The 20,212-nt window shown below is 65.4% G+C and carries 19 protein-coding genes; 15 read left to right on the top strand and 4 right to left on the bottom strand.

The window, feature by feature from the left end; all coding sequences use genetic code 11:
* Positions 1-26: 26 nt before the first annotated feature.
* From CS1BSM3_RS05030 to CS1BSM3_RS04960, 15 genes are all read left to right on the top strand, one after another.
* Positions 27-1,712 (top strand): DUF4332 domain-containing protein, encoded by a 1,686-nt coding sequence (locus CS1BSM3_RS05030; protein ID WP_072385929.1) that lies wholly within the window; start codon positions 27-29, stop codon positions 1,710-1,712.
* Between the two features lie 102 nt (positions 1,713-1,814).
* Entirely contained in the window at positions 1,815-1,958 is a 144-nt protein-coding gene (locus CS1BSM3_RS05025) for an aa3-type cytochrome c oxidase subunit IV (RefSeq protein WP_072385927.1), read from the top strand.
* 96 nt (positions 1,959-2,054) lie between these two features.
* Positions 2,055-3,194: a Re/Si-specific NAD(P)(+) transhydrogenase subunit alpha gene (locus CS1BSM3_RS05020; protein ID WP_072385925.1), complete on the top strand. Its 1,140-nt coding sequence runs from the start codon at positions 2,055-2,057 to the stop codon at positions 3,192-3,194.
* 4 nt (positions 3,195-3,198) lie between these two features.
* The gene (locus CS1BSM3_RS05015; RefSeq protein WP_083528464.1) at positions 3,199-3,576 is read left to right on the top strand and encodes a proton-translocating transhydrogenase family protein; all 378 of its coding nucleotides are present in this window, start codon (positions 3,199-3,201) and stop codon (positions 3,574-3,576) included.
* Positions 3,573-3,878 (top strand): colicin immunity domain-containing protein, encoded by a 306-nt coding sequence (locus CS1BSM3_RS05010; protein WP_072385924.1) that lies wholly within the window; start codon positions 3,573-3,575, stop codon positions 3,876-3,878. The genes CS1BSM3_RS05015 and CS1BSM3_RS05010 overlap by 4 nt, the downstream gene beginning before the upstream one ends.
* Positions 3,875-5,287 carry an NAD(P)(+) transhydrogenase (Re/Si-specific) subunit beta gene (locus tag CS1BSM3_RS05005; protein WP_072385922.1) on the top strand — a complete coding sequence of 471 codons (1,413 nt, stop codon included), beginning with the start codon at positions 3,875-3,877 and terminating at the stop codon, positions 5,285-5,287. The genes CS1BSM3_RS05010 and CS1BSM3_RS05005 overlap by 4 nt, the downstream gene beginning before the upstream one ends.
* Positions 5,288-5,822: 535 nt before the next feature.
* A complete protein-coding gene (locus tag CS1BSM3_RS05000) occupies positions 5,823-6,518 on the top strand; it encodes an FHA domain-containing protein (protein WP_174263626.1) in 696 nt (231 codons plus the stop codon).
* Positions 6,400-7,164 (top strand): FHA domain-containing protein, encoded by a 765-nt coding sequence (locus CS1BSM3_RS04995; protein ID WP_072385918.1) that lies wholly within the window; start codon positions 6,400-6,402, stop codon positions 7,162-7,164. The genes CS1BSM3_RS05000 and CS1BSM3_RS04995 overlap by 119 nt, the downstream gene beginning before the upstream one ends.
* A 167-nt stretch (positions 7,165-7,331) precedes the next feature.
* Entirely contained in the window at positions 7,332-8,102 is a 771-nt protein-coding gene (locus CS1BSM3_RS04990; RefSeq protein WP_244540426.1) for a PP2C family protein-serine/threonine phosphatase, read from the top strand.
* 216 nt (positions 8,103-8,318) lie between these two features.
* Positions 8,319-10,316, top strand: coding sequence for an AMP-dependent synthetase/ligase (locus CS1BSM3_RS04985; RefSeq protein WP_244540425.1), 1,998 nt, complete (start codon positions 8,319-8,321; stop codon positions 10,314-10,316).
* Positions 10,313-11,149 (top strand): ABC transporter ATP-binding protein, encoded by an 837-nt coding sequence (locus tag CS1BSM3_RS04980; protein ID WP_083528283.1) that lies wholly within the window; start codon positions 10,313-10,315, stop codon positions 11,147-11,149. The genes CS1BSM3_RS04985 and CS1BSM3_RS04980 overlap by 4 nt, the downstream gene beginning before the upstream one ends.
* 9 nt (positions 11,150-11,158) lie before the next feature.
* Positions 11,159-12,088 carry a branched-chain amino acid ABC transporter permease gene (locus tag CS1BSM3_RS04975; RefSeq protein WP_072385916.1) on the top strand — a complete coding sequence of 310 codons (930 nt, stop codon included), beginning with the start codon at positions 11,159-11,161 and terminating at the stop codon, positions 12,086-12,088.
* Between the two features lie 11 nt (positions 12,089-12,099).
* Complete coding sequence (locus CS1BSM3_RS04970) at positions 12,100-13,227, top strand: branched-chain amino acid ABC transporter permease (RefSeq protein WP_072385914.1); 1,128 nt, start codon at positions 12,100-12,102, stop codon at positions 13,225-13,227.
* A 110-nt stretch (positions 13,228-13,337) separates the two neighbouring features.
* Positions 13,338-14,672: an ABC transporter substrate-binding protein gene (locus tag CS1BSM3_RS04965; RefSeq protein ID WP_072385913.1), complete on the top strand. Its 1,335-nt coding sequence runs from the start codon at positions 13,338-13,340 to the stop codon at positions 14,670-14,672.
* A gap of 84 nt (positions 14,673-14,756) precedes the next feature.
* The gene (locus CS1BSM3_RS04960; RefSeq protein ID WP_072385911.1) at positions 14,757-15,608 is read left to right on the top strand and encodes an ABC transporter ATP-binding protein; all 852 of its coding nucleotides are present in this window, start codon (positions 14,757-14,759) and stop codon (positions 15,606-15,608) included.
* A 21-nt stretch (positions 15,609-15,629) separates the two neighbouring features.
* Here the strand turns inward: CS1BSM3_RS04960 and CS1BSM3_RS04955 are convergent, their stop codons facing one another.
* From CS1BSM3_RS04955 to CS1BSM3_RS04940, 4 genes are read right to left on the bottom strand one after another with little or no spacing between them, the layout of a single operon-like run.
* A complete protein-coding gene (locus tag CS1BSM3_RS04955) occupies positions 15,630-16,706 on the bottom strand; it encodes a ChaN family lipoprotein (RefSeq protein WP_072385909.1) in 1,077 nt (358 codons plus the stop codon).
* Between the two features lie 10 nt (positions 16,707-16,716).
* Positions 16,717-18,141: a M20 family metallopeptidase gene (locus CS1BSM3_RS04950; RefSeq protein ID WP_072385907.1), complete on the bottom strand. Its 1,425-nt coding sequence runs from the start codon at positions 18,139-18,141 to the stop codon at positions 16,717-16,719.
* Positions 18,138-19,169 (bottom strand): ABC transporter ATP-binding protein, encoded by a 1,032-nt coding sequence (locus CS1BSM3_RS04945; protein WP_083528280.1) that lies wholly within the window; start codon positions 19,167-19,169, stop codon positions 18,138-18,140. The genes CS1BSM3_RS04950 and CS1BSM3_RS04945 overlap by 4 nt, the downstream gene beginning before the upstream one ends.
* Positions 19,166-20,182 (bottom strand): ABC transporter ATP-binding protein, encoded by a 1,017-nt coding sequence (locus CS1BSM3_RS04940; RefSeq protein ID WP_072385905.1) that lies wholly within the window; start codon positions 20,180-20,182, stop codon positions 19,166-19,168. The genes CS1BSM3_RS04945 and CS1BSM3_RS04940 overlap by 4 nt, the downstream gene beginning before the upstream one ends.
* Positions 20,183-20,212: the final 30 nt, after the last annotated feature.

The raw sequence follows: 20,212 nt of genomic DNA, 5'->3' as shown, positions 1-20,212 counted from the left end.
TGCAGAGGCGACCGCCGGAGCCGCTGATGAATATGCTCTTTCGCGTGCTCTATGCCGCCCATGCACGGGGCACGCACCACAAGCTCGCACTCGACGGCCTGCGCCATTTGGCGGGGGATGACGCCGAGATATGGCGCTGCGTCTTTTTGAAGCACGCCGAGCTGCTCATGCTCGGCGCCAAGGCGCCCGATGACAGCTTCAAGGACTTCAAGAATCACGTCCTGCATCCGCGCGAGAACTTCTGGGGCGGGGCGCCGCCGAAGGTGCGCAACTGGTATGGCCATGTCGTCACGGCGCTGAAGCAGAAGGACTGGCCGACGGCCGTCTATGCCGCGGGCGTGCTGAGCCACTACCTGACGGATCCGCTCCATCCCTTTCACACGGGCCAGTCCCAGGCGGAGAACGACATCCACCGCGCCGTCGAGTGGAGCATCAACCGCGCCTACGACACGCTGTGGAAGCTCGCGGCGACACTGCCGCCGCCGGTCGTGAAGATCGAAGACGCTGAAAACTGGCTCGAGACACTCGTCTGTGACGGCGCGGTCGTCGCCAACGGGCACTACGAGCGCCTGATCGCGCACTACGACTTCACGCGTGGCGTCGTCGATCCGCCGGCGGGGCTCGATACCGTGGCGCAGCGTCTCGTCGCCGAGCTGATCGCCCGCGCGGCGATGACATTCGGCATGGTGCTGCAACGCGCGATCGATGAGGCTGCCGTCACAGCGCCCGAGGTCGATCTGACGCTCGATACTGTCCTCGCGACGCTCAAAGTGCCGCTCCGGGTCCTGCAGAAAAGCCTCGCCGATGCCGCGGACCGCCGCGCCGTCGAGCGTATGTATGACGAGCTTCAGGCAACCGGGAAGGTCGAGGCCAACCTGCCCGAGGATGACCGTGCTGTGCGCGCCGCGCATGCCGAGGAAGTGCTCGCAAAGATTGCGCAACTTCCGTCGGTCAAGGCTTTTCCCTATCAGGGCGTGACACCGCCCGAAACATCCGTCGAGCGCGCCGCGCGCCTGCGTGAGGAGAATCGTAAGCGCGCATTGGAAGAGGCAGCGCGGCGTGTTGCCGAGCAGGCCGCGGCCCGTGCGGCGAGCAAGCCTGCCACCCCGGTGGCGTCCGTGCCTGCCGTGCCGAAGCCGGCGGAACCACCAGCATCCGAAGCATCGCCGGCCGCGGAGGCCGAGAGCGTCGTGGATCGCACGAGCCTCGTCGCGCGTCTCGATGCGCACGAGCGCACGCGCTCAGGCTCCGTTCCGAGCATCGAGGGAGCGACGTCGCGCGCGCACAAGTTCTATCTCGCCCGCGGCCACGACATCGTCGATGCGCCGTCGATCGGTCCCAAGACCGCCGAGCGGCTCATTGCGGTCGGCCTCAAGACGGTCGGCGATCTCATGGAGGCCGATCCGGCGGCGGTCGCGGAGATGCTCGCCGTGCGCCATATCACAGCCGACAGCATCCGCGACTGGCAGGACCAGAGTGCGCTTGTCATGTCCGTGCCGAACCTGAGGGGTACACATGCCCAGCTCATCGTCGGCGCTGGCTTTCGAGATCCCGAGAGCCTCGCCGCTGCCGAGCCCGCCGACCTCTGTGCCCGCGTTCTCGCTTTTGCGGCCAGCACGGACGGCCAGCGTGTACTGCGCAATGGCACGCCGCCCGATATCGAGGCCATTGCCGCCTGGGGCGCCTCCGCTCGTCAGGCGATTGCTGCCTGAAGGCCCAGGGAGCGCAACTTTTGGATGAAAAGCCAAGCTTGATGCGCCGAAAGCCATCGGGTAGTGAGAACAACGCAATTCAGGCAGCGGCAGGGGACACCCATGAGCATTGACACGACCGATGGCCATCCCGAGATGGATTACCCGGAGCACGTGCGGACCTACAACGGCTTCGTGCGCGGCGCCATCGTTCTGACCGTCATCGTCGTGGTCATCCTGGCCGGCATGGCGCGGTTCCTGGTTTAGACCCGCCAATCCTCTCTACCGACCGGCCGCGCCCGGCTCCATATCGACGCCGGGGCACCTTCTCTCAAGCTCATTCACGACGAAGGACGCGACGCGATGGTGACCGTTGCGGTTACGCCCGAGGCGCCCGAGGAGCCGCGCGTCGCCATCTCGCCCGAGACGGTGCGCAAGCTTGTCGCGCTCGGCGCCAAAGTCCGCATTGCCTCGGGGAGTGGCGCCCGCTCGCGCTTCTCCGACGAGACCTACAAGGCGCAGGGCGCAGAGATCGTGCCGAGTGCCGCCGAGGCGGTTGCGGGTGCGGATATCCTGCTGAAAGTGCGCCGGCCTTCCGTGGAGGAAGTGCGCGGTCTGACCTCGGGCGGCATGGCCATTGCCATGTTGAGCCCGACGGACGATCGCCCCGGGCTCGATGCACTCGCCCAAACGGGCACCACACTCTTTTCCATGGAGTTCATGCCGCGCATCACGCGTGCGCAGTCCATGGACGTGCTCTCCAGCCAGGCGAACCTCGCGGGCTACAAGGCTGTCGTGAATGCGGCGGCGATGTTCGAGCAGGCTGTGCCGATGATGATGACGGCCGCCGGCACCGTGCCCGCGGCCAAGGCCTTCATCATGGGCGTCGGCGTCGCCGGCCTCCAGGCCATCGCGACGGCGCGCCGCCTCGGCGCCATCGTCTCGGCAACGGACGTGCGCCCTGCAACCAAGGAGCAGGTCGCTTCGCTCGGCGCGAAGTTCGTCGCCGTCGAGGACGAGGAATTCAAGCAGGCGCAAACGGCAGCCGGCTACGCCAAGCCGATGTCGGAGGCCTACCAGCAGAAGCAGGCGGAGCTGGTTGCGGGACACATCAAGGTACAGGACATCGTCATCACGACCGCGCTCATTCCGGGCCGGCCGGCGCCGCGCCTCATCACGCGCGCCATGGTCGAGAGCATGAAGCCCGGCGCGGTGATCATCGACCTTGCAGCCGAGCGCGGCGGCAACTGCGAGCTGACCAAGCCCGGCGAGATCGTCGAGCATAACGGCGTGCGCATCGACGGCACGCTCAATCTCGCGGGCCAGGTGCCGGTCAATGCCTCGAGCCTCTACGCCAAGAACCTCCTCACCTTCATCGAGCTCATGATCGACAAGAAGGAAAAGACCCTCAAGGTCGACTGGGAGGATGATGTCATCAAGGGCACGCTGGTCGCCAAGGGCGGACAGGTCGTGCATCCGAGCTTGCAGCCGAAGGGAGCCTGAAATGATGCGCCCCGCTCTAGCATGGACGCCTCTGCTGCTCGCGCTGACGACCGCGCCCGCGCTTGCCGCCGGCGGTGGTGACGTCAGTCCGTTCGTCTATCAGTTCATGGTGTTCGTGATCGCGATCTTCGTCGGCTACTTCGTCGTGTGGTCCGTCACGCCCGCCCTGCATACGCCCCTGATGAGCGTCACCAACGCGATTTCCTCGGTGATCGTCGTCGGCGCGCTACTCGCAGTCGGCGTCAGCCTCGCGGCCTCGGGATCGATCCTCGCCAAGTTCTTCGGCTTCCTCGCCCTGGTGATGGCCTCGGTCAACATCTTCGGCGGCTTCCTTGTCACACAGCGCATGCTGGCGATGTACAAGAAGAAGGAGAAGAAGTGAGCGATGCGCGCTGGCACATGCTCGTTCGCGACTTCGTGGCCGGCCGCATGGACGAAGTGGCCTTCCATGACCGCTTCTTCGAGCTCTGGCATGCCGCCGACCGCGACCACGTGCCCGCGCCGCCCGCCATCGAGACGCTCTTCTTCGTTGTCGAAGCCTATTGCCCCGATCCAGCACTCCGCGATCCCGACAGCGCCTACGAAGCCGATGAGGCCGAGCTCAGGCAGGCTGCTGAAAAGGCACTCGCCGAGCTCCCCATTCCCAGCCGCTTGATGACGTTTCTCAGCAGGATGAAACCATGAGTGCCAACGCCGCCGCCCTGCTCTATCTCGCCTCGGGCGTCCTGTTCATCCTCGCGCTGCGCGGTCTGTCGAGCCCGGAGACATCGCGCTCGGGCAACCTCTTCGGCATGGTCGGCATGGCCATCGCGATCGTCACGACGCTCGCGCTGCTCCAGTCCGGCGACAGCTTCTTCACCTGGTTCCTGATCATCGCCGGCATCGGCATCGGCGGCGGCATCGGCGCCTATACCGCGCGCCAGATCCCCATGACCATGATGCCCGAGCTGGTCGCGGCCTTCCACTCGCTGGTCGGTCTCGCCGCCGTGTTCGTCGCGGCAGCGGCCCTCTATGCGCCGACCGCCTTCGGCATTTCCGATGGCACCGGCCACATCTTCCCGTCGAGCCTCGTCGAGATGTCGCTCGGCGTTGCGATCGGCGCGATCACCTTCACGGGCTCGGTCATTGCCTTCGCCAAGCTCTCGGGCCGCATGTCCGGGAAGCCTATCCTGCTGCCCGTGCGCCACCTCATCAATGGCGCGCTCGGCCTCGTGCTGATCTTCCTCGTCTATCAGTTCACGCAGTCCGGCGGCTCGGCCTGGCTCTTCTGGCTGATCACCATCCTCGCGTTGGCCTTCGGCATCCTGCTCATCATCCCGATTGGCGGCGCCGACATGCCCGTCGTCGTGTCCATGCTGAACTCCTACTCGGGCTGGGCCGCGGCCGGCATCGGCTTCACGGTCGGCAACGTCGCGCTCATCATCACGGGCGCGCTCGTCGGCTCATCGGGTGCGATCCTCTCCTACATCATGTGCCGCGGCATGAACCGCGCCTTCTTGTCCGTGATCGCGGGCGGCTTCGGCGGCGAGGTCGCGGGCCCAGCGGGCGGCGAGCAGGAGCAGCGCCCCGTCAAGCTCGGCTCGGCCGAGGACGCAGCCTTCCTCATGAAGAATGCCGGCAAGGTCATCATCGTGCCGGGCTATGGCATGGCCGTCGCGCAGGCCCAGCACGCGCTGCGCGAGATGGCGGACACACTCAAGGCCAACGGCGTCGAGGTGAAGTACGCGATCCATCCGGTCGCCGGCCGTATGCCGGGCCACATGAACGTGCTCCTCGCCGAGGCGAACGTGCCCTACGACGAGGTCTTCGAGCTCGAGGACATCAACTCCGAGTTCGCGCAGGCCGATATCGCTTACGTCATCGGCGCCAACGACGTGACGAACCCCGCCGCCGAAGAGGACAAGTCATCGCCGATCTATGGCATGCCCGTGCTGCAGGTCTGGAAGGCGGGCACCGTCATGTTCAACAAGCGCTCGCTCGCGAGCGGCTATGCCGGCATCGACAATCCGCTCTTCTATCGCGACAACACCATGATGCTGCTCGGCGACGCGAAGAAGATGACGGAAGAAATCGTCAAGGCCATGCATAATTAATTGGCTCGCCGCGGGCTGCCGGGAAGGGGTGCTGTCGCCTACTTCCGTGGCGGTATGCCCGCGGTCGCCGTGCGGAGAGCTTCGCGTTCGCTGTGATGGGGCTTGCGCCCTCGGTGCGATGGATTTTCCCCAGGCCTCGGCGGCTCAGAGACGCGCCCCTCAGAAAAGCCATGTTCCTGCCGACATGGGCACGCAGGGTGCTCGTGCGATGATCGAGAAATTCGCCACACCTTGCTGCACGGTTTCGAGCGAATTTCTCGATCTGAATCGCACTTGCAAGCCTATGATTCTAGTGTCCCTTTTGATGCCGACGTTCGCTCGAGACACCAGTATCGAGGTATGGCGAACTTCGGAATCGGGACACTTGTGTGATTCGGCTTTGTGAATAATGGCGGGCGCGACGTTGGCGAGGGGTGGCTCAGGATGGCGCGGACTGCGGGCGGCAGCCTGCATTGTCGTGCTTTCATCCCCCGTTCTCGCCGAGGCGCCGAAAGGTACACCACCCGGGACGACCGTTCCGCTCGGCATGGAGCCCGTGCACCAGCGCGTCATGGATGCCGCGTGGCAGGCAGGTGCGCAGTTTGCCGAGGCCTATCGCCGGTCGCCGGTCCTGGGGATGGGTCTTGCACTTGCGGGTGCCGTGCCGCTCCTGGCCGGGCTTTTCGCGATCGGCCGCGCGATGCGGCGGCGTGCGGCGCGCCGGGAGCGCGATGCACCATCCGCGCCCGAGCCGTCGCCGATCGCTGACAAGGCCTGGATCAACATCGGCGAAGGTGCGGATGCCATGCCTGTTGCCTTCACAGGCGAGATTCTCCGCATCGGCCGGCACAGCGACAACGACATCGCGCTCGCGCACGAGTCCGTCCATCGCCATCATGTGCTCATCCAGCGCACGCCGGACGAAGAGTTCGTGCTCATGGATCTGACCGCTGGCACGGGCAACCAGCCGCTCGTCAATGGACGACCGGCTTCGCGGGCGATGTTGAGCGATAGCGATCGCATCGCGCTCGGCGACGTGATCCTGACCTTCCATCTCGGCGTCGAGGTTCCGGCCGCAAGCCGGCAGCCTGATGCGCGCACGCCGACCACCCCATCTGCGAGGGAGATGACAGATGACGAACGAGACGCCGGTGACGGGCTCGCCGGACGGCCCGCCGACGGGATCCAAACGCGCCGTATCGGCCCGTCCGAGCGGGTCTCTGCGCGAGGCACTCATCGCGGCCGGACGTGACGACGCCCGCATCACCAAGATCACCGAGCGCAGCGCGCCGCCTGAAACCCACGCAGAGACGACCGTCCGCGTGCCGCCGCCGCTGCCCGCGGCACCTGCTGCATTGGCGCCTGTTCCCGCAGCCGAGCCGGCTCGCGTGATTGCGGCAAAGCCCGCTCTGCGCCCAGCAAACAACCACGTCGAGGTCGAGGTGCAATCCACGGCCGACGATCCGATCTCCTCGCCCCCGCGCACGCAACTCGTGCGGGGACGCTCGACGGTCAAGCGGACCGAGTTTCATCAGGACCCGGTGGTCGGCTGGCTGGTGATTGTCGGGGGGCCAGGGCTCGGCGCCTTCCGGCCCATCTACGAAGGCAACAACACGATCGGGCGGGGTACGACGCAGCGCATTCCCCTCAATTTCGGCGATGAGGCCATTTCGAACGAGGAGCAGGCGTACCTCCGCTATGATTCCGTCGATCGCAAGTTCCTGCTGGTGCCGAACCTCGCCAAGACCAACATCATCTCCGTGAACGAGAAAAAGCCGACGAGCGCCGTTGAGCTATCGGCCATGGACCTGATTACGGTCGGGCGCACGCAGCTCGCCTTCGTTCCCTTCTGCGGGGGCGATTTCGACTGGTCGGAGCTGAATGACCTGAAGGGCTGAGCTACGGAGCCCCAATAGGGTCCGCCCGAGAGGTGGCGAATTTCTCGATCACTACACGAGCGGCATGACGTTCACTTGAAGGCCCCTTGACGCTCCGGACCGAGGCACCCATGAAGGTGGAGGCCGCCCGGGCGCCTTGGCTCGGATCGGGGCCAGGAGGCTGGATCGTGAAGTTTCAGGTCGCCATTCGGGCCAGCCAGGGCGCGCGCAGCTACCAGGAGGATGCTGCGGCCGTCTGGCAGCCGCCGGATCACGATGCAAGCGCGGGCGATCCGACCTGCGTGCTGGCCATCCTCGCCGATGGCATGGGCGGTCATGCCGGCGGTGCCATCGCCAGCGATGCCGTATGCGCGAGCTTCGAGGCCCAGTTCATCGAGCAGCAAGGGAGCCCACGGCACCGTCTCAAGTCGGCCTTGAGCGCGGCGAACGGCGCCATAACCGCGCTCGTCGCGGCCCAGCCGCAGCTTCGCGGCATGGGCTCGACGCTGATCGGTGTCGCTTTCCACGATGATCACGTGAGCTGGATCAGCGTCGGCGATAGCCCCCTCTACCTCTACAGGCGCGGCGAAATGGCACGCCTCAACGAGGACCATTCCATGGCGCCCGTGCTCGACAAGCTCGTCGCGGCGGGGCGGTTGACGCCCGAGGAGGCCGAGGACGACCCTCGTCGCCATATGCTGCGCTCGGCCGTGGTCGGCGAGGATCTGGAGCTCGTGGATGTTTCGCAGACGCCGTGGGCCCTGCAGGGCGGAGACGTCGTCGTGCTGGCGAGCGATGGCATTCATTCGATTGCCGATGTCGAGATCGCCCGCGTCATCGCCGCCTATCGCAAGGATGGTCCGGAGGCGACCGCCGAGGCGCTGATCGCGGCGGTCAGAGATGCCGGGGTCCCCCATCAGGACAATACGACGGTGGTCGTGGTTACTGCCGGCGACTGACGATCGGCCAATTCGACCCCGCTTCTACTCTCCGGCAATTTTTTCATTTGACCTCCCTGTGGGAAGGATCAGAGTCCTGAACAACGGCCGTGAACCTTGGAAAGTCTTGAACTTGGCGCGCTTGCGCGAGGATCGGGCTTGAACTAAGGAAGCGGTTCCGATCCGCTAGAAGTCGCGATAAAGCGGCCGTGCGATGGAAGGGAGGAGGCGATTACGGTGAACGCCACAATTGCGCCTGCTGACGCGTCTGCGTCTGTGCTCGACACCGTTCCGAAACTGCTTCTGCACAATGCGCAGCGCTATGGCTCGCGCCCGGCCTTCCGCGAGAAGGCCTTCGGCATCTGGCAGACGTGGACCTGGGCCCAGACGAAGGACGAGATCGAGGCCTTTGCGGTCGGCCTTGAGCTGCTCGGCCTGAAAGCCGGCGAGACTGTCGCGATCATCGGCGACAACCGGCCCCACCTCTACTGGGCCTTCTGCGCGGCGCAAAGCCTCGGCGCGATCCCCGTTCCCGTCTATCAGGATTCCGTTGCCGAGGAGATGGCTTACGTCCTCACGCACGCCGAGGTGAAGTACGCCATCGTCGAGGATCAGGAGCAGGCGGACAAGGTGCTCTCCATCGCCGCCGACGTCGGTACGATCCGCAAGATCGTCTACAACGACCCGCGCGGCCTCCAGAAATACGATCCCAATGATCTCGTCTCCATCGAGAGCGTGCAGGAGGCGGGGCGCAAGGCGCTGAAGTCCGATCCTGCCGTCCGCAAGGCGTGGCTCGACGGGATAGCCGCCGGCAAGGGCAGCGACATCAGCGTCGTGCTCTACACCTCGGGCACGACCGGCCGGCCCAAAGGCGTCATGCTCACGCAGGAGAACGTCGTCGTCTCGGGGCGCAACGCCAATCTCTTCGATCATTTCACGCCCGACGACACCATGATCGCCTATCTGCCCATGGCCTGGGTCGGCGATCACATCTTCTCCTATGGCCAGGCCTTTGCAGGCGCGCTCTGCGTCTCGTGCCCCGAAAGCCCGGACACGATCACCGAGGATCGCCGCGAGATCGGCCCCACCTACTTCTTCGCCCCGCCGCGCGTGTTCGAGAACATGCTCACGCAGATCATGGTGCGCATGGAGGATGCAGGCCGCCTCAAGAAGGCGGCCTTCGACTACTTCCTCAAGGTCGCGCGCCGGGCCGGCGAGCCCATTCTCGATGGTCGTCCCGTGTCGTTCGGCGATCGCCTGCGCTATCGGATCGGCGACGTTCTCGTGTATGGGCCGCTGCGCAATCGCATGGGCTTCTCGAACCTGCGCGTCGCCTATACGGCCGGCGAGGCCATCGGCCCCGAGCTCTTCAGCTTCTTCCGCTCGCTCGGCATAAATCTGAAGCAGCTCTACGGGCAGACGGAGGCGAGCGTCTTCATCACGCTGCAGCCGAACGGCGAGGTCTATCCCGAGACCGTCGGCAAGCCCGGTCCAGATGTTCAAATCAAGATCGCCGAGAACGGCGAGGTGCTCTTCAAGAGCCCTGGCGTCTTCCTCCGCTACTACAAGAACGACGAGGCGACGGCCGAGACCAAGACCGCTGACGGCTGGGTGCATACGGGCGATGCCGGCTTCATCGATCAGCGCGGCCACCTGCGCATCATCGATCGCGCCAAGGACGTCGGCCGCCTGACCAACGGGACGCTGTTCGCGCCGAAGTACATCGAGAACCGGCTCAAGTTCTATCCCGAGATCAAGGAGGCCGTCGCGATCGGCCATGGCCGCGATTTCGTGACCGTGCTGATCAACATCGATCTCACCTCGGTCGGCAACTGGGCCGAGCGCAACAACGTCATCTATGCGAGCTACCAGGAGCTCGCGGCCCATCCCGATGTGTACGCGATGATCGAGCGGCGCATCGACGAGCTCAACAAGTCGCTCGCGACCGAGGAGATGGTGGCCGGCTCCCAGATCCACCGCTTCCTCATCCTGCACAAGGAGCTCGATGCCGACGACGGCGAGCTCACGCGCACCCAGAAAGTGCGCCGCAGCTTCATTGCCGATCGGTATGCGCCGCTGATCACGGCCCTCTACGACGGCACCCCGCGCTGCCAGATCAGAACCGAGGTCACGTTCGAGGACGGCCGCAAAGGCGTTATCGAGGGTGACGTGAAGATCGTCGACATGAAGACGTATCCGCCCGTCAAGGCGGCGGTCAGGGAGGCCGCGGAATGAAGGCGGATGTTCAGGAGCGATCGGGCGCGGCCGGCGCCGGACATGCGGTCGCTGACCGCGTGATCGGCGATGTGCTGCTGTCCGTTGAGAACGTCTCGCTCGCTTTCGGCGGGGTCAAAGCGATCAGCGACGTCAGCTTCGATATCCGCAAGGGTGAGATCCGCGCAATCATCGGGCCGAACGGCGCCGGCAAGACGTCCATGCTGAACGTCATCAACGGCTTCTATCACCCCAATCAGGGGGCGATCACGTTCAAGGGCCGGAAGCGCAGCATCATGCGGCCCTACATCGCCGCCTCGCAGGGCATCTCGCGCACCTTCCAGAACCTCGCGCTCTTCAAGGGAATGAGCACGCTCGACAACATCATGGCCGGGCGCGCGCTCAAGATGAGGCGCGGCCTGCTCTGGCAGGCCCTTCACTGGGGGCCGGCCCTCTCGGAAGAGATCAAGCACCGCGAAGCCGTCGAGAAGATCATCGACTTCCTCGAGATCCAGCACATTCGCAAGGCGCCCGTCGGCAAGCTCCCTTATGGCCTCCAGAAGCGCGTCGAGCTTGGCCGCGCGCTCGCCATGGAGCCCGATCTCCTGCTGCTCGACGAGCCCATGGCCGGCATGAACCTCGAAGAGAAGAAGGACATGTCGCGTTACATCCTGACGGTCAATGACCAGCTCGGCACGACGGTCGCGCTCATCGAGCACGACATGGGCGTCGTCATGGATATTTCCGACCGCGTCGTCGTTCTCGAGTACGGGCGCAAGATCGCCGACGGCACGCCTGACGAGGTGCAGCGCGACCAGCGCGTCATCGACGCCTATCTCGGCATCAGCCATTAAGGAGCGCGCGTGGTCGTCCTCGGTCAATTCCTGGAAGTGCTCATCGGCGGTCTTCTCGCGGGCGTGCTCTACTCGCTCGTGGCGCTCGGGTTCGTTCTGATCTTCAAGGCCTCGGGCGTGTTCAACTTCGCGCAGGGCGCGATGGTGCTGCTCGCGGGCCTCGCGCTCGTGCGCTCGCTCGACTTCATGGTGGCACGCGGCATCCCGACCTGGGCGGCGATCGTTCTCGCCTTGCTCTTTGCCGCCGTCGTGATGGCGATCACTGCGGCGCTCATCCAGAAGCTCGTGCTCGGCCCGCTCGTCAATCAGAGCGACCTCTCGCTCTTCATGGCCACGATCGGCATAACGTTCGTGCTTGAAGGCGCCGGGCAGATGATCTTCGGCTCGGATGTCTATCCGCTTTCGCTCTTCCCGACCGATGCCTGGTTCATCCTCGACGGCCTCTTCGAGGGCGGGCTCCTCGTGAACAAGCTCGATGTCTGGGGCGGGCTGATCGCCGGCGCGCTCGTTGCCGTCCTCGCCATCTTCTTCCAGCGCACCAAGACAGGCCGCGCGCTGCGAGCGGTTGCAGACGATCATGCTGCCGCCGAGTCCGTCGGCATTCCGATCACCTGGATCTGGTTCGTCGTCTGGCTCGTTGCCGGCCTCGTCGCGCTCACGGCAGCGACAGTCTGGGGCACGAAGCTCGGCGTGCAGTTCTCGATCGTCTTCCTGGCGCTGAAGGCGCTCCCCGTTCTCATCATCGGCGGCTTCACCTCGGTGCCGGGCGCCATTGTCGGCGGCCTCATCGTCGGCGCAGGCGAGAAGATCGCAGAGGTCTATCTCGGCCAGCAGATCGGCGGCGGCATTGAATACTGGTTCGCCTACGTGCTGGCGCTGGCCGTGCTGCTCGTGAGGCCGCAGGGCCTCTTCGGCGAGCGCATCATCGAACGCATCTGAGGAGGTAGGGCGTGCTCTATCGCGAGGCCGGCCAGTTCAAGACCTCCTACGCCGCGGACATGGCGATCTTCCCGATCCGCCAGGACCGCATTGCCCTGATCATTCTGCTGCTGTTCGCCTTCATCGGCATTCCGCTGCTCGCACACTTCCAGCTCTGGCCGCTCGGCAGCGACTACATGCTGCGCGCCATCCTGATCCCGTTCCTGATCCTCGCCCTCGCCGCGATCGGCGTGAACATTCTCGTCGGCTACTGCGGGCAGATCTCGCTCGGCAGCGGCGCCTTCATGGCCATCGGCGCTTACAGTGCCTACAAGTTCGGGACGGGCGTCCACATTCCGCTCGAGTTCATCGGCACCGAAATCAAGATTGCGCCGCTCCCGGTCCTGCCATCGATCCTGCTCGGCGGGCTCATGTCGGCGATCGTCGGCATCCTGTTCGGCATGCCGAGTCTCAGGATCAAAGGCCTCTATCTCGCGGTTGCGACGCTCGCCGCGCAATTCTTCTTCGACTGGGTCTTCCTGCGCGTCAAATGGTTCACGAACTACGCGCCCTCGGGCTCGGTGAACGCGCCGGAGCTGAGCTTCTTCGGCTATCTCGTGCATTCGCCGATCGAGCGCTACCTGCTCTGCCTGATCTTCGTCACGCTGTTCGCGCTGATTGCCAAGAACCTCGTGCGCGGCAATATCGGCCGCCAGTGGATGGCCATCCGCGACATGGACATCGCCGCCGAGCTCATGGGCATCCGGCCGCTTTACGCAAAGCTTTCGGCGTTCGCCGTCTCCTCGTTCATCGTCGGTGTCGCCGGTGCACTCTGGGCGTTCGTCTATCTTGGCTCCTGGGAGCCGCTCGCCTTCAGCATCGATCGCTCGCTGCAGCTCCTGTTCATGGTCATCATCGGAGGCCTCGGCTCGATCCTTGGATCGTTCCTCGGCGCGGCCTTCATTTTGATCCTGCCCATCCTGCTCGATCAGGTGCCCCATGCGCTCGGCGTGCCGATCAGCGTCGAGACCGTCTCGCTCCTCGTGTTCATCGTGACGGGTGCGCTCATCTGCTACCTTCTGATCGTCGAGCCGCACGGCTTTGCGCGGCTGTGGTCGATTGCGAAGGAGAAACTCAGGCTGTGGCCCTTCCCCTACTGAGGCCATACGTCGGAGCTGATGCTGGTTCGCGAAGTGGTGCGGCGAGCCGGGCGAAGAACAAGAAGCACCCGCGAAAAGCCGGCATCTGCCGGCGTGTGGAGGAGGAAGTAATGCTGCGAAAGACTTTGGCATTTGCGACAGCGGCCAGCGCCGTGCTCTCAGGGGCCGGCATCATGCTCTCCGCCGGCCCGGCCATGGCGCAGAACGAGCAGTTCATCCCGCGCCTCGTCTACCGGACGGGTGCCTATGCGCCGAACGGCATCCCGTTCGCCAACGGCGCTGCCGACTACATCACCATGCTCAACGAGCGCGACGGCGGCATCAATGGCATCAAGCTCGTCATGGAAGAGTGCGAGACGGGCTATGCGACCGACAAGGGCGTGGAATGCTACGAGCGCCTGAAGGGCAAGGGCCCGACGGGCGCCGCGTACTTCTCACCGCTCTCGACGGGTATCACCTTCGCGCTGACCGAGAAGGCGCCGGGCGACAAGATCCCGCTGCTGACGACCGGCTATGGCCGCTCGGAGAGTCGCAATGGCGCTGTCTTTGCCTGGAATTTCATTGCCGTCGGCAGCTATTGGACGGCGGCCGACATCGCGATCCAGCACATTGCCAAGGAGCTCGGTGGCTTCGACAAGCTCAAGGGCAAGAAGATCAGCCTCGTCTATCACGACAGTCCCTACGGCAAGGAGCCGATCGCGGCGCTCGAGGTGCGTGCCAAGCTCAACGGTTTCAACTTCAAGGCCATCCCGGTCACGCATCCGGGCGTCGAGCAGAAGTCGCAGTGGCTGGCCATCCGCCAGGATCGTCCTGACTACGTGCTGCTCTGGGGCTGGGGCGTGATGAACTCCACCTCGATCAAGGAAGCCGCCGCCGTCGCCTACCCGCGTGACAAGATCATCGGCGTGTGGTGGTCGGGCGCGGAACCGGATGTTATTCCGGCTGGTGATCAGGCCAAGGGCTACAAGGCGCTGATGCTTCAGCATGGTGCGGGCCAGTTCGCCGTCCATGCCGACATCGAGAAGAACGTCTATGCCAAGGGTCAGGGCGTCGGCAAGGATACCTTCGGTCAGGTGCTCTACAACCGTGGCCTGATCGACTCGCTGATCGGCACCGAGGCCATCCGCACCGCGCAGGCCAAGTTCGGCAAGAAGCCTCTGACGGGCGAGGAAGTGCGCTGGGGCTTCGAAAACCTCAACCTCACGGCCGCGCGCATCAAGGAGCTCGGCTTCGAGGGCATGCTGGCGCCCATCAAGTTCTCCTGCGAGGATCACCAGGGTGCCGACCAGGGCCGCGTCCATCAGTGGGATGGCAAGGAGTGGAAGATTATCTCCGACTTCTACACAGCCGATCGCAAGATCCTCGATCCGATGGTGGCTGAGTACTCCGCGAAGTACGCCGCGGAGAAGAAGATCACGCCGCGCGACTGCTCCAAGGAGAAGTAAGCGCCGAGCGCATCGAACATCAAAGAATGAGGCGGTTCGCCGCCTCATTCACACCACGAGCCGAGCCAACCGGAGCACGCCCGCGTGACTGTATCTGCCGCCCCTGCCGCTCCGTCCGCTGCCACGGCCGCGGCGCCCGCCATTCTGAGCATCAAGAACATCGAGGTCATCTACGACCACGTCATTCTCGTGCTCAAGGGCGTGTCGCTCGAAGTGCCGACGGGCGGCATCGTTGCGCTGCTCGGTGCCAACGGCGCCGGAAAATCCACGACGCTCAAGGCCATCTCGAACCTCCTGCAGTCTGAGCGCGGCGAGGTCACCAAGGGTGCGATCGAGTTTCAAGGCGAGCGCGTCGACGGCCTGACGCCCAATGCCATGGTCCGGCGCGGCCTCGTCCATGTCATGGAGGGGCGCCACTGCTTCGGCCACCTCACCGTCGAGGAAAATCTGCTGACCGGGGCCTACACACGGCGCGATGGCGGCGCCGCCGTCCGCCAGGACCTCGAGATGATCTACAGCTATTTCCCGCGCCTCAAGGAGCGGCGCCAGAGCCTCGCCGGCTACATTTCCGGTGGCGAGCAGCAGATGACGGCCATCGGCCGCGCGCTCATGAGCCGGCCGCGCATGATGCTCCTCGATGAGCCTTCCATGGGTCTTGCGCCACAGCTCGTCGAGCAGATCTTCGAGATCACCAAGCGCATCAACCAGGAGCAGGGCGTGTCGGTGCTGCTCGCCGAGCAGAACACGAACATGGCGCTCAAGTACGCGAACTACGGCTACATCCTGGAGACGGGCCGTGTCGTCCTCGACGGCGAGGCGAAGGCGCTGCGCGAGAACGCGGACGTCGCCGAGTTCTATCTCGGCGTGGCCGGCGGCGAGCGCGCCTCTTTCCGCGATGTGAAGCACTACAAGCGGCGCAAGCGCTGGCTCGCGTGAGCCGACGGCGGTCGCGCCGCTTTATCCTGGCTTCTTGAAGCGCGCGCGCATGGCCTCGCAGGGATCGGGGCGTTCGGTGCGCGGCGTCAGGACGGTGAAGTCCGCGGCAGGCTTCCCCTGAGGATCACGCTCCAGGTAGCTCGCGGCATCAGTGCTGCCGTCCCTGACTTCCATCAGCATGACAGTTAGCACTTTGCGCTCGGGCGCGATGCGCGCGAGATCCCACGGCACGGCGCGATCCGAACGTACATGGCCATTGCCGGCAAACAGGATCACCGAGCCGTGCGTTTTGGCGGCCTCTGCCAGGGCCGCCGCCATGTGCGCATCGCGATAGCGCTGTGCGAGCGCCATGTTCGTGAAGGCCGTGCGCGGCATGAGCCCACAGTGAGAGGCTTCGAGCTCGTCGAGCAGAGCATTCTGAAGGGCTTCGGGCAGCGGCACGTCGAGGCCGAGGCGGGAGACCGTATCGGCGGGAAGGGCATCGAGCCCACGCCGCGCAACGTCCCGCACTTCGGCCCGCGTCGGATGACCCGGCAGGATCGGCAGGGCGTGGGTAACTGCAACTTCGAAGATCGGAAGGAAGAGCTCCGCGGCGGGCCAGCCGCTGTTCTTCCAATCGAGGCGCTCGAGCAAATCGCGCGCGCCGGCAGGCGTTGGTTCCCGCCGAGCCTCGAGAGCTGCCGTCTGATCAGCGCGGAGATGCTCGAAGACGAGCGCGGGCGGACGCTGCTTCTTGCCTTCGGCGAGATCGGTGACCAGGGCCCGCAGCAGTGCGGCGCGGAGCGCGTGCTGCGCGCCATTGTCGTGCACTTCGCCGAGCAGGACGATTCCGCCATCTTCGAGGTGCGTCTTCAGAGCCCGGCGCAGCTGCTCCATGGGCGCAGCGGCACACTCTGCGCCCGCGCTCGTGGCCAGCAGTTCGGTGCCCTTCAAGATGGCGCCGACGAGCGGATGCGCGCCGCGCTTCGCATCCCACAGCTCGGCGGGAGAGAGCGCGATTGCAGGCGCCGGGCAGGAGGTTTGTGCCCGCAGCTCGCCAAGAGGCAAGGCCACGAGATGTCCGGCAAGGACAACAGCGGCGAGCGCAGCGCGGATCATGATGGTCGGCTTAGCTGCTCTTGGGCACGCCCTTGCCCTCGCCAATGTCCCAATAGAGACCCGCCATGAGCTGGATGGCACTCCGCGAGAGCGGCATCAGGATGTGCTCGTCGGGCCAGTGCTGCGAGCACGCGGCATAGGAGTGCGGGATCCAGATCGTCGGCATTCCGAGATCATCCGTGAAGATGTCGTTGCAGATCGAGCCGCCGGTCGACGGGATGATCGCGGGCTTCACGTTCGTCGAGCGCTGCGCCGAGCTGGTCGTGAATGCGGCCCAGGGATGATCGGGTTCCGTGCGTGTCGCAGCAAACCCGCCATCGTTGGCAGCCGGCGGCGGCACGACCTTGACGAGCGTGTGCCCCTTCGCGGCGAGATGCGCCTGCACGGCGGGAATGATCTGCTCGATATTCGTGCCGGCGACGAAGCGGAGCTGACAGTTGGCGACGGCCTTCGGCGGAATGGCATTCACCGGCTTCTCAGGCGTGCCGGTCGTGAAGGCCAGGATGTTGAACGTGTTCGCGGCATACACGCGCTCGGCGGGGCGCAGCTCCGGCTCGCCCCACCACGCGTCGACCTTGGGGCCTTTGTCGCCGCCGTCGATCTCGACATCGGCAAGCACGTCCTTGACGGCCCGCGACATCGGCGGTGCCTTCAGCGCCTCGACGAGCAGCTCGCCCTTCGGTCCGACGATGGACGCCAGCGCGTGCGCGAGAATGAAGCCGGGATTGGCAATGAGCCCGCCCCAGTTGCCCGAATGGTGCCCGCCTTCGCGCAGGTCCACGACGAGGTCGAAGTTCAGCGCACCGCGACAGCCGAGCGAGATGGTCGGGCGGTCCTGGCGTACGCGCGGGCCGTCCGATGCGATCAGCACATCGGCCGCGAAGTCCGCCTTGTTCGCGCGCACGAGCTCCTTGAGACCCTTGGAGCCCGCTTCCTCACCCGTCTCGATCATGAACTTGGCATTGAAGCCGAGCTTGCCGCCGCGCTCGGCCATGACGGCAGAGAGCGCCGCCATGTTCAGCGTGTGCTGGCCCTTGTTGTCGGCGGTGCCGCGTCCGTAGAGGCGATCGCCGTCGCGCGCCGTGATCCACGGGCCCTTGCCCTTGGTCCAGCGCTCGTCCATGCCGTGCACGACATCGCCATGGCCATAGCCGAGCACGGTCGGCAGGGCAGGATCCTCGATGCGCGTCGCCAGCAGCACGGGCCCCTGGCCGTTGAACGGGTTCTCATACGTCTTGATGGTGAAGCCCATGGCCTCGAAGGCCGGCTTCATGTGCTCGTTGAGATAGCGGTGGCACTCCGCGATCGCCTTGGGATCGGGGAACTTCTGGCTCTCCGTGCGCACGGCAACGCGGTCGGCGAGCTCGCGCTCGAACGTGCCGCTATCGACATATTGCTCGGCGCGGGCGATGGCGCCGGTGCGGCTCCCACTCATGCAGCAGCTTCCTTCTTCACGTCATCATCATAGAGGTGGCACTCGACCATGCCTGCGGCGCTGACGAGCGGGCGTGGCACGATCGTGTCGCACGGGCCGAAGCGGCGCGCGCAGCGCGGATGGAAGCGGCAGCCCGAGGGCATGTTCAGCGGGTTCGGATAGGCCGCGCCGAGCTGCGTATCGGGTACGCCGAGGCCCGGCTCGGGCGTGAGCACCGATTTCAGCAGCGCTTCGGTATAGGGATGGCGCGGATTGCGGAAGAGCGTGTCCGTATCCGTCTGCTCGACAATGCGGCCGAGATACATGACCGCCACGCGATCGGCCATGTGCTCGACGACCGCGAGATTGTGGCTGATCAGCAGATAGGTGAGGCCGAGATCGCGGCGCAGGTCCTGCAGCAGGTTCAGGATCTGGGATTGCACCGAGACGTCGAGCGCCGAGGTCGGCTCGTCGCAGATGACCATGCGCGGGCGGTTGATGAGCGCGCGCGCAATGGCGACGCGCTGGCGCTGGCCGCCCGAGAGCTGGCTCGGATAGTTGTCGAAGAGCCGCCGCGCGAGGCCGACGAGCTCCATCATCTCGTAGACGCGCTTCTTCTCTTCCTCGCCGCTCACGCCGCCCTGCACGCGAAGCGGCAGACCGATGATCGAGCCCACGGACTTGCGCGGATTGAGTGACGAGTAGGGATCCTGGAAAACCGGCTGCACGAGACGCGCGACGTCGCGGCGCCTCATGCCGGTAAGTGGCTGGCCGTCGATCTTCAGCGATCCCGACGAAGGCGGCATCAAACCGAGCAGCATGCGCGCGAGCGTGGTCTTGCCGCAGCCCGACTCCCCGACGAGGCCGACCACCTCGCCCTGGCGGATCGAGAGATTGACGCCGTTGACGGCGTGCAGCGGCTTCTTCGCGCGCATGAAGCCTTGCGAGACCATGAACATGCGCGTGACGTCGATGGCCTCGAGCATGGGCGGGGCTGCGGTGTCGGCGCTGGCTTTGATCTCAGGGCGAACGGCTGCTGTCGTGCTCATGCCACGCTCTCCGCAGGCTGAAAGCCGCCGCGCATCAGCTCGTCGGCGCGGATGCAGCGGACTTCGTGCCCGCCGTCGGGCGTTGCTTCGAGCGGAATGGGCGCAGCGCGGCATTCATCGATCACGTAGTTGCAGCGACCGGCGAAGTGGCAGCCCTGTATCTGGCCGACGAGGGATGGCACCATGCCAGGGATCGTGCCGAGACGCTCACCGCGCTTGGTCTTGCCGGGAATGGGAATGCAATCGAGCAGGCCGCGCGTGTAGGGATGACGCGGCGCGCCGAACACTTCCGCAGCCGTGCCCGTCTCGACGACCTGGCCCGCGTACATGACGACGACGCGGGTCGCGATGCGGGCGACGACGCCGAGATCGTGCGTGATGAGCACGAGCCCCATATGGAACTCGCGCTGCAGCTCGGCGAGCAGATGAAGGATCTGCGCCTGGATCGTGACGTCGAGTGCTGTCGTCGGCTCGTCGGCGATGATGAGATCCGGTCCGGTCATCAGCGCCATGGCGATCATGACGCGCTGGCGCAGGCCGCCCGAGAGCTGGTGCGGATATTGGCGCAGGCGCTGCTCCGCCGCAGTGATGCCGACGCGTTCGAGGAGGTGGATGGCGCGTTCGCGCGCTTTGGCCCGCGGCACCTTGCGGTGGCGCAGCAGGGCCTCCTCGAGCTGGTTGCCGATCGTGTAGGCCGGATTGAGCGACGTCATCGGCTCCTGGAAGATCATGGCCATGCGGTTGCCGCGCAGATCGGCCATGGTCGTCTCGGATACGCCGACAATGGGCTCGCCAAGGAGCGTGAGCTCGCGCGCCGCGCGCCGCGCACGCTTCGGCAGCAGGTCCATGATCGAGAGGGCCGTCAGCGACTTGCCGCAGCCGGACTCGCCGACGATGCAGACGGTCTCGCCGCGGTCGACGTGAAAACTCACGCCGTGCACGGCATTCAACGTTCCGGAGGGCACCGGCAGGGAAACTTCGAGCCCCTCGACGGTCAGGATGCGGTCGCTCATTGGCCTCCCAGATTCTTCTCAGGTCTTGAT

It is taken from the genome of Hyphomicrobium sp. CS1BSMeth3 (assembly GCF_900117415.1).
Classification (GTDB): domain Bacteria; phylum Pseudomonadota; class Alphaproteobacteria; order Rhizobiales; family Hyphomicrobiaceae.
This window is presented reverse-complemented; position numbering and strand designations above follow the sequence as displayed.

Excerpts from the sequence above, each read along its gene's own strand:
- CS1BSM3_RS05030 (WP_072385929.1), top strand. The coding sequence starts at position 27 with ATGAATATGCTCTTTCGCGTGCTCTATGCCGCCCATGCACGGGGCACG.
- CS1BSM3_RS05025 (WP_072385927.1), top strand. The coding sequence starts at position 1,815 with ATGAGCATTGACACGACCGATGGCCATCCCGAGATGGATTACCCGGAG.
- CS1BSM3_RS05020 (WP_072385925.1), top strand. The coding sequence starts at position 2,055 with ATGGTGACCGTTGCGGTTACGCCCGAGGCGCCCGAGGAGCCGCGCGTC.
- CS1BSM3_RS05015 (WP_083528464.1), top strand. The coding sequence starts at position 3,199 with ATGCGCCCCGCTCTAGCATGGACGCCTCTGCTGCTCGCGCTGACGACC.
- CS1BSM3_RS05005 (WP_072385922.1), top strand. The coding sequence starts at position 3,875 with ATGAGTGCCAACGCCGCCGCCCTGCTCTATCTCGCCTCGGGCGTCCTG.
- CS1BSM3_RS04995 (WP_072385918.1), top strand. The coding sequence starts at position 6,400 with ATGACGAACGAGACGCCGGTGACGGGCTCGCCGGACGGCCCGCCGACG.
- CS1BSM3_RS04980 (WP_083528283.1), top strand. The coding sequence starts at position 10,313 with ATGAAGGCGGATGTTCAGGAGCGATCGGGCGCGGCCGGCGCCGGACAT.
- CS1BSM3_RS04965 (WP_072385913.1), top strand. The coding sequence starts at position 13,338 with ATGCTGCGAAAGACTTTGGCATTTGCGACAGCGGCCAGCGCCGTGCTC.
- CS1BSM3_RS04955 (WP_072385909.1), bottom strand. The coding sequence starts at position 16,706 with ATGATCCGCGCTGCGCTCGCCGCTGTTGTCCTTGCCGGACATCTCGTG.
- CS1BSM3_RS04950 (WP_072385907.1), bottom strand. The coding sequence starts at position 18,141 with ATGAGTGGGAGCCGCACCGGCGCCATCGCCCGCGCCGAGCAATATGTC.
- CS1BSM3_RS04945 (WP_083528280.1), bottom strand. The coding sequence starts at position 19,169 with ATGAGCACGACAGCAGCCGTTCGCCCTGAGATCAAAGCCAGCGCCGAC.
- CS1BSM3_RS04940 (WP_072385905.1), bottom strand. The coding sequence starts at position 20,182 with ATGAGCGACCGCATCCTGACCGTCGAGGGGCTCGAAGTTTCCCTGCCG.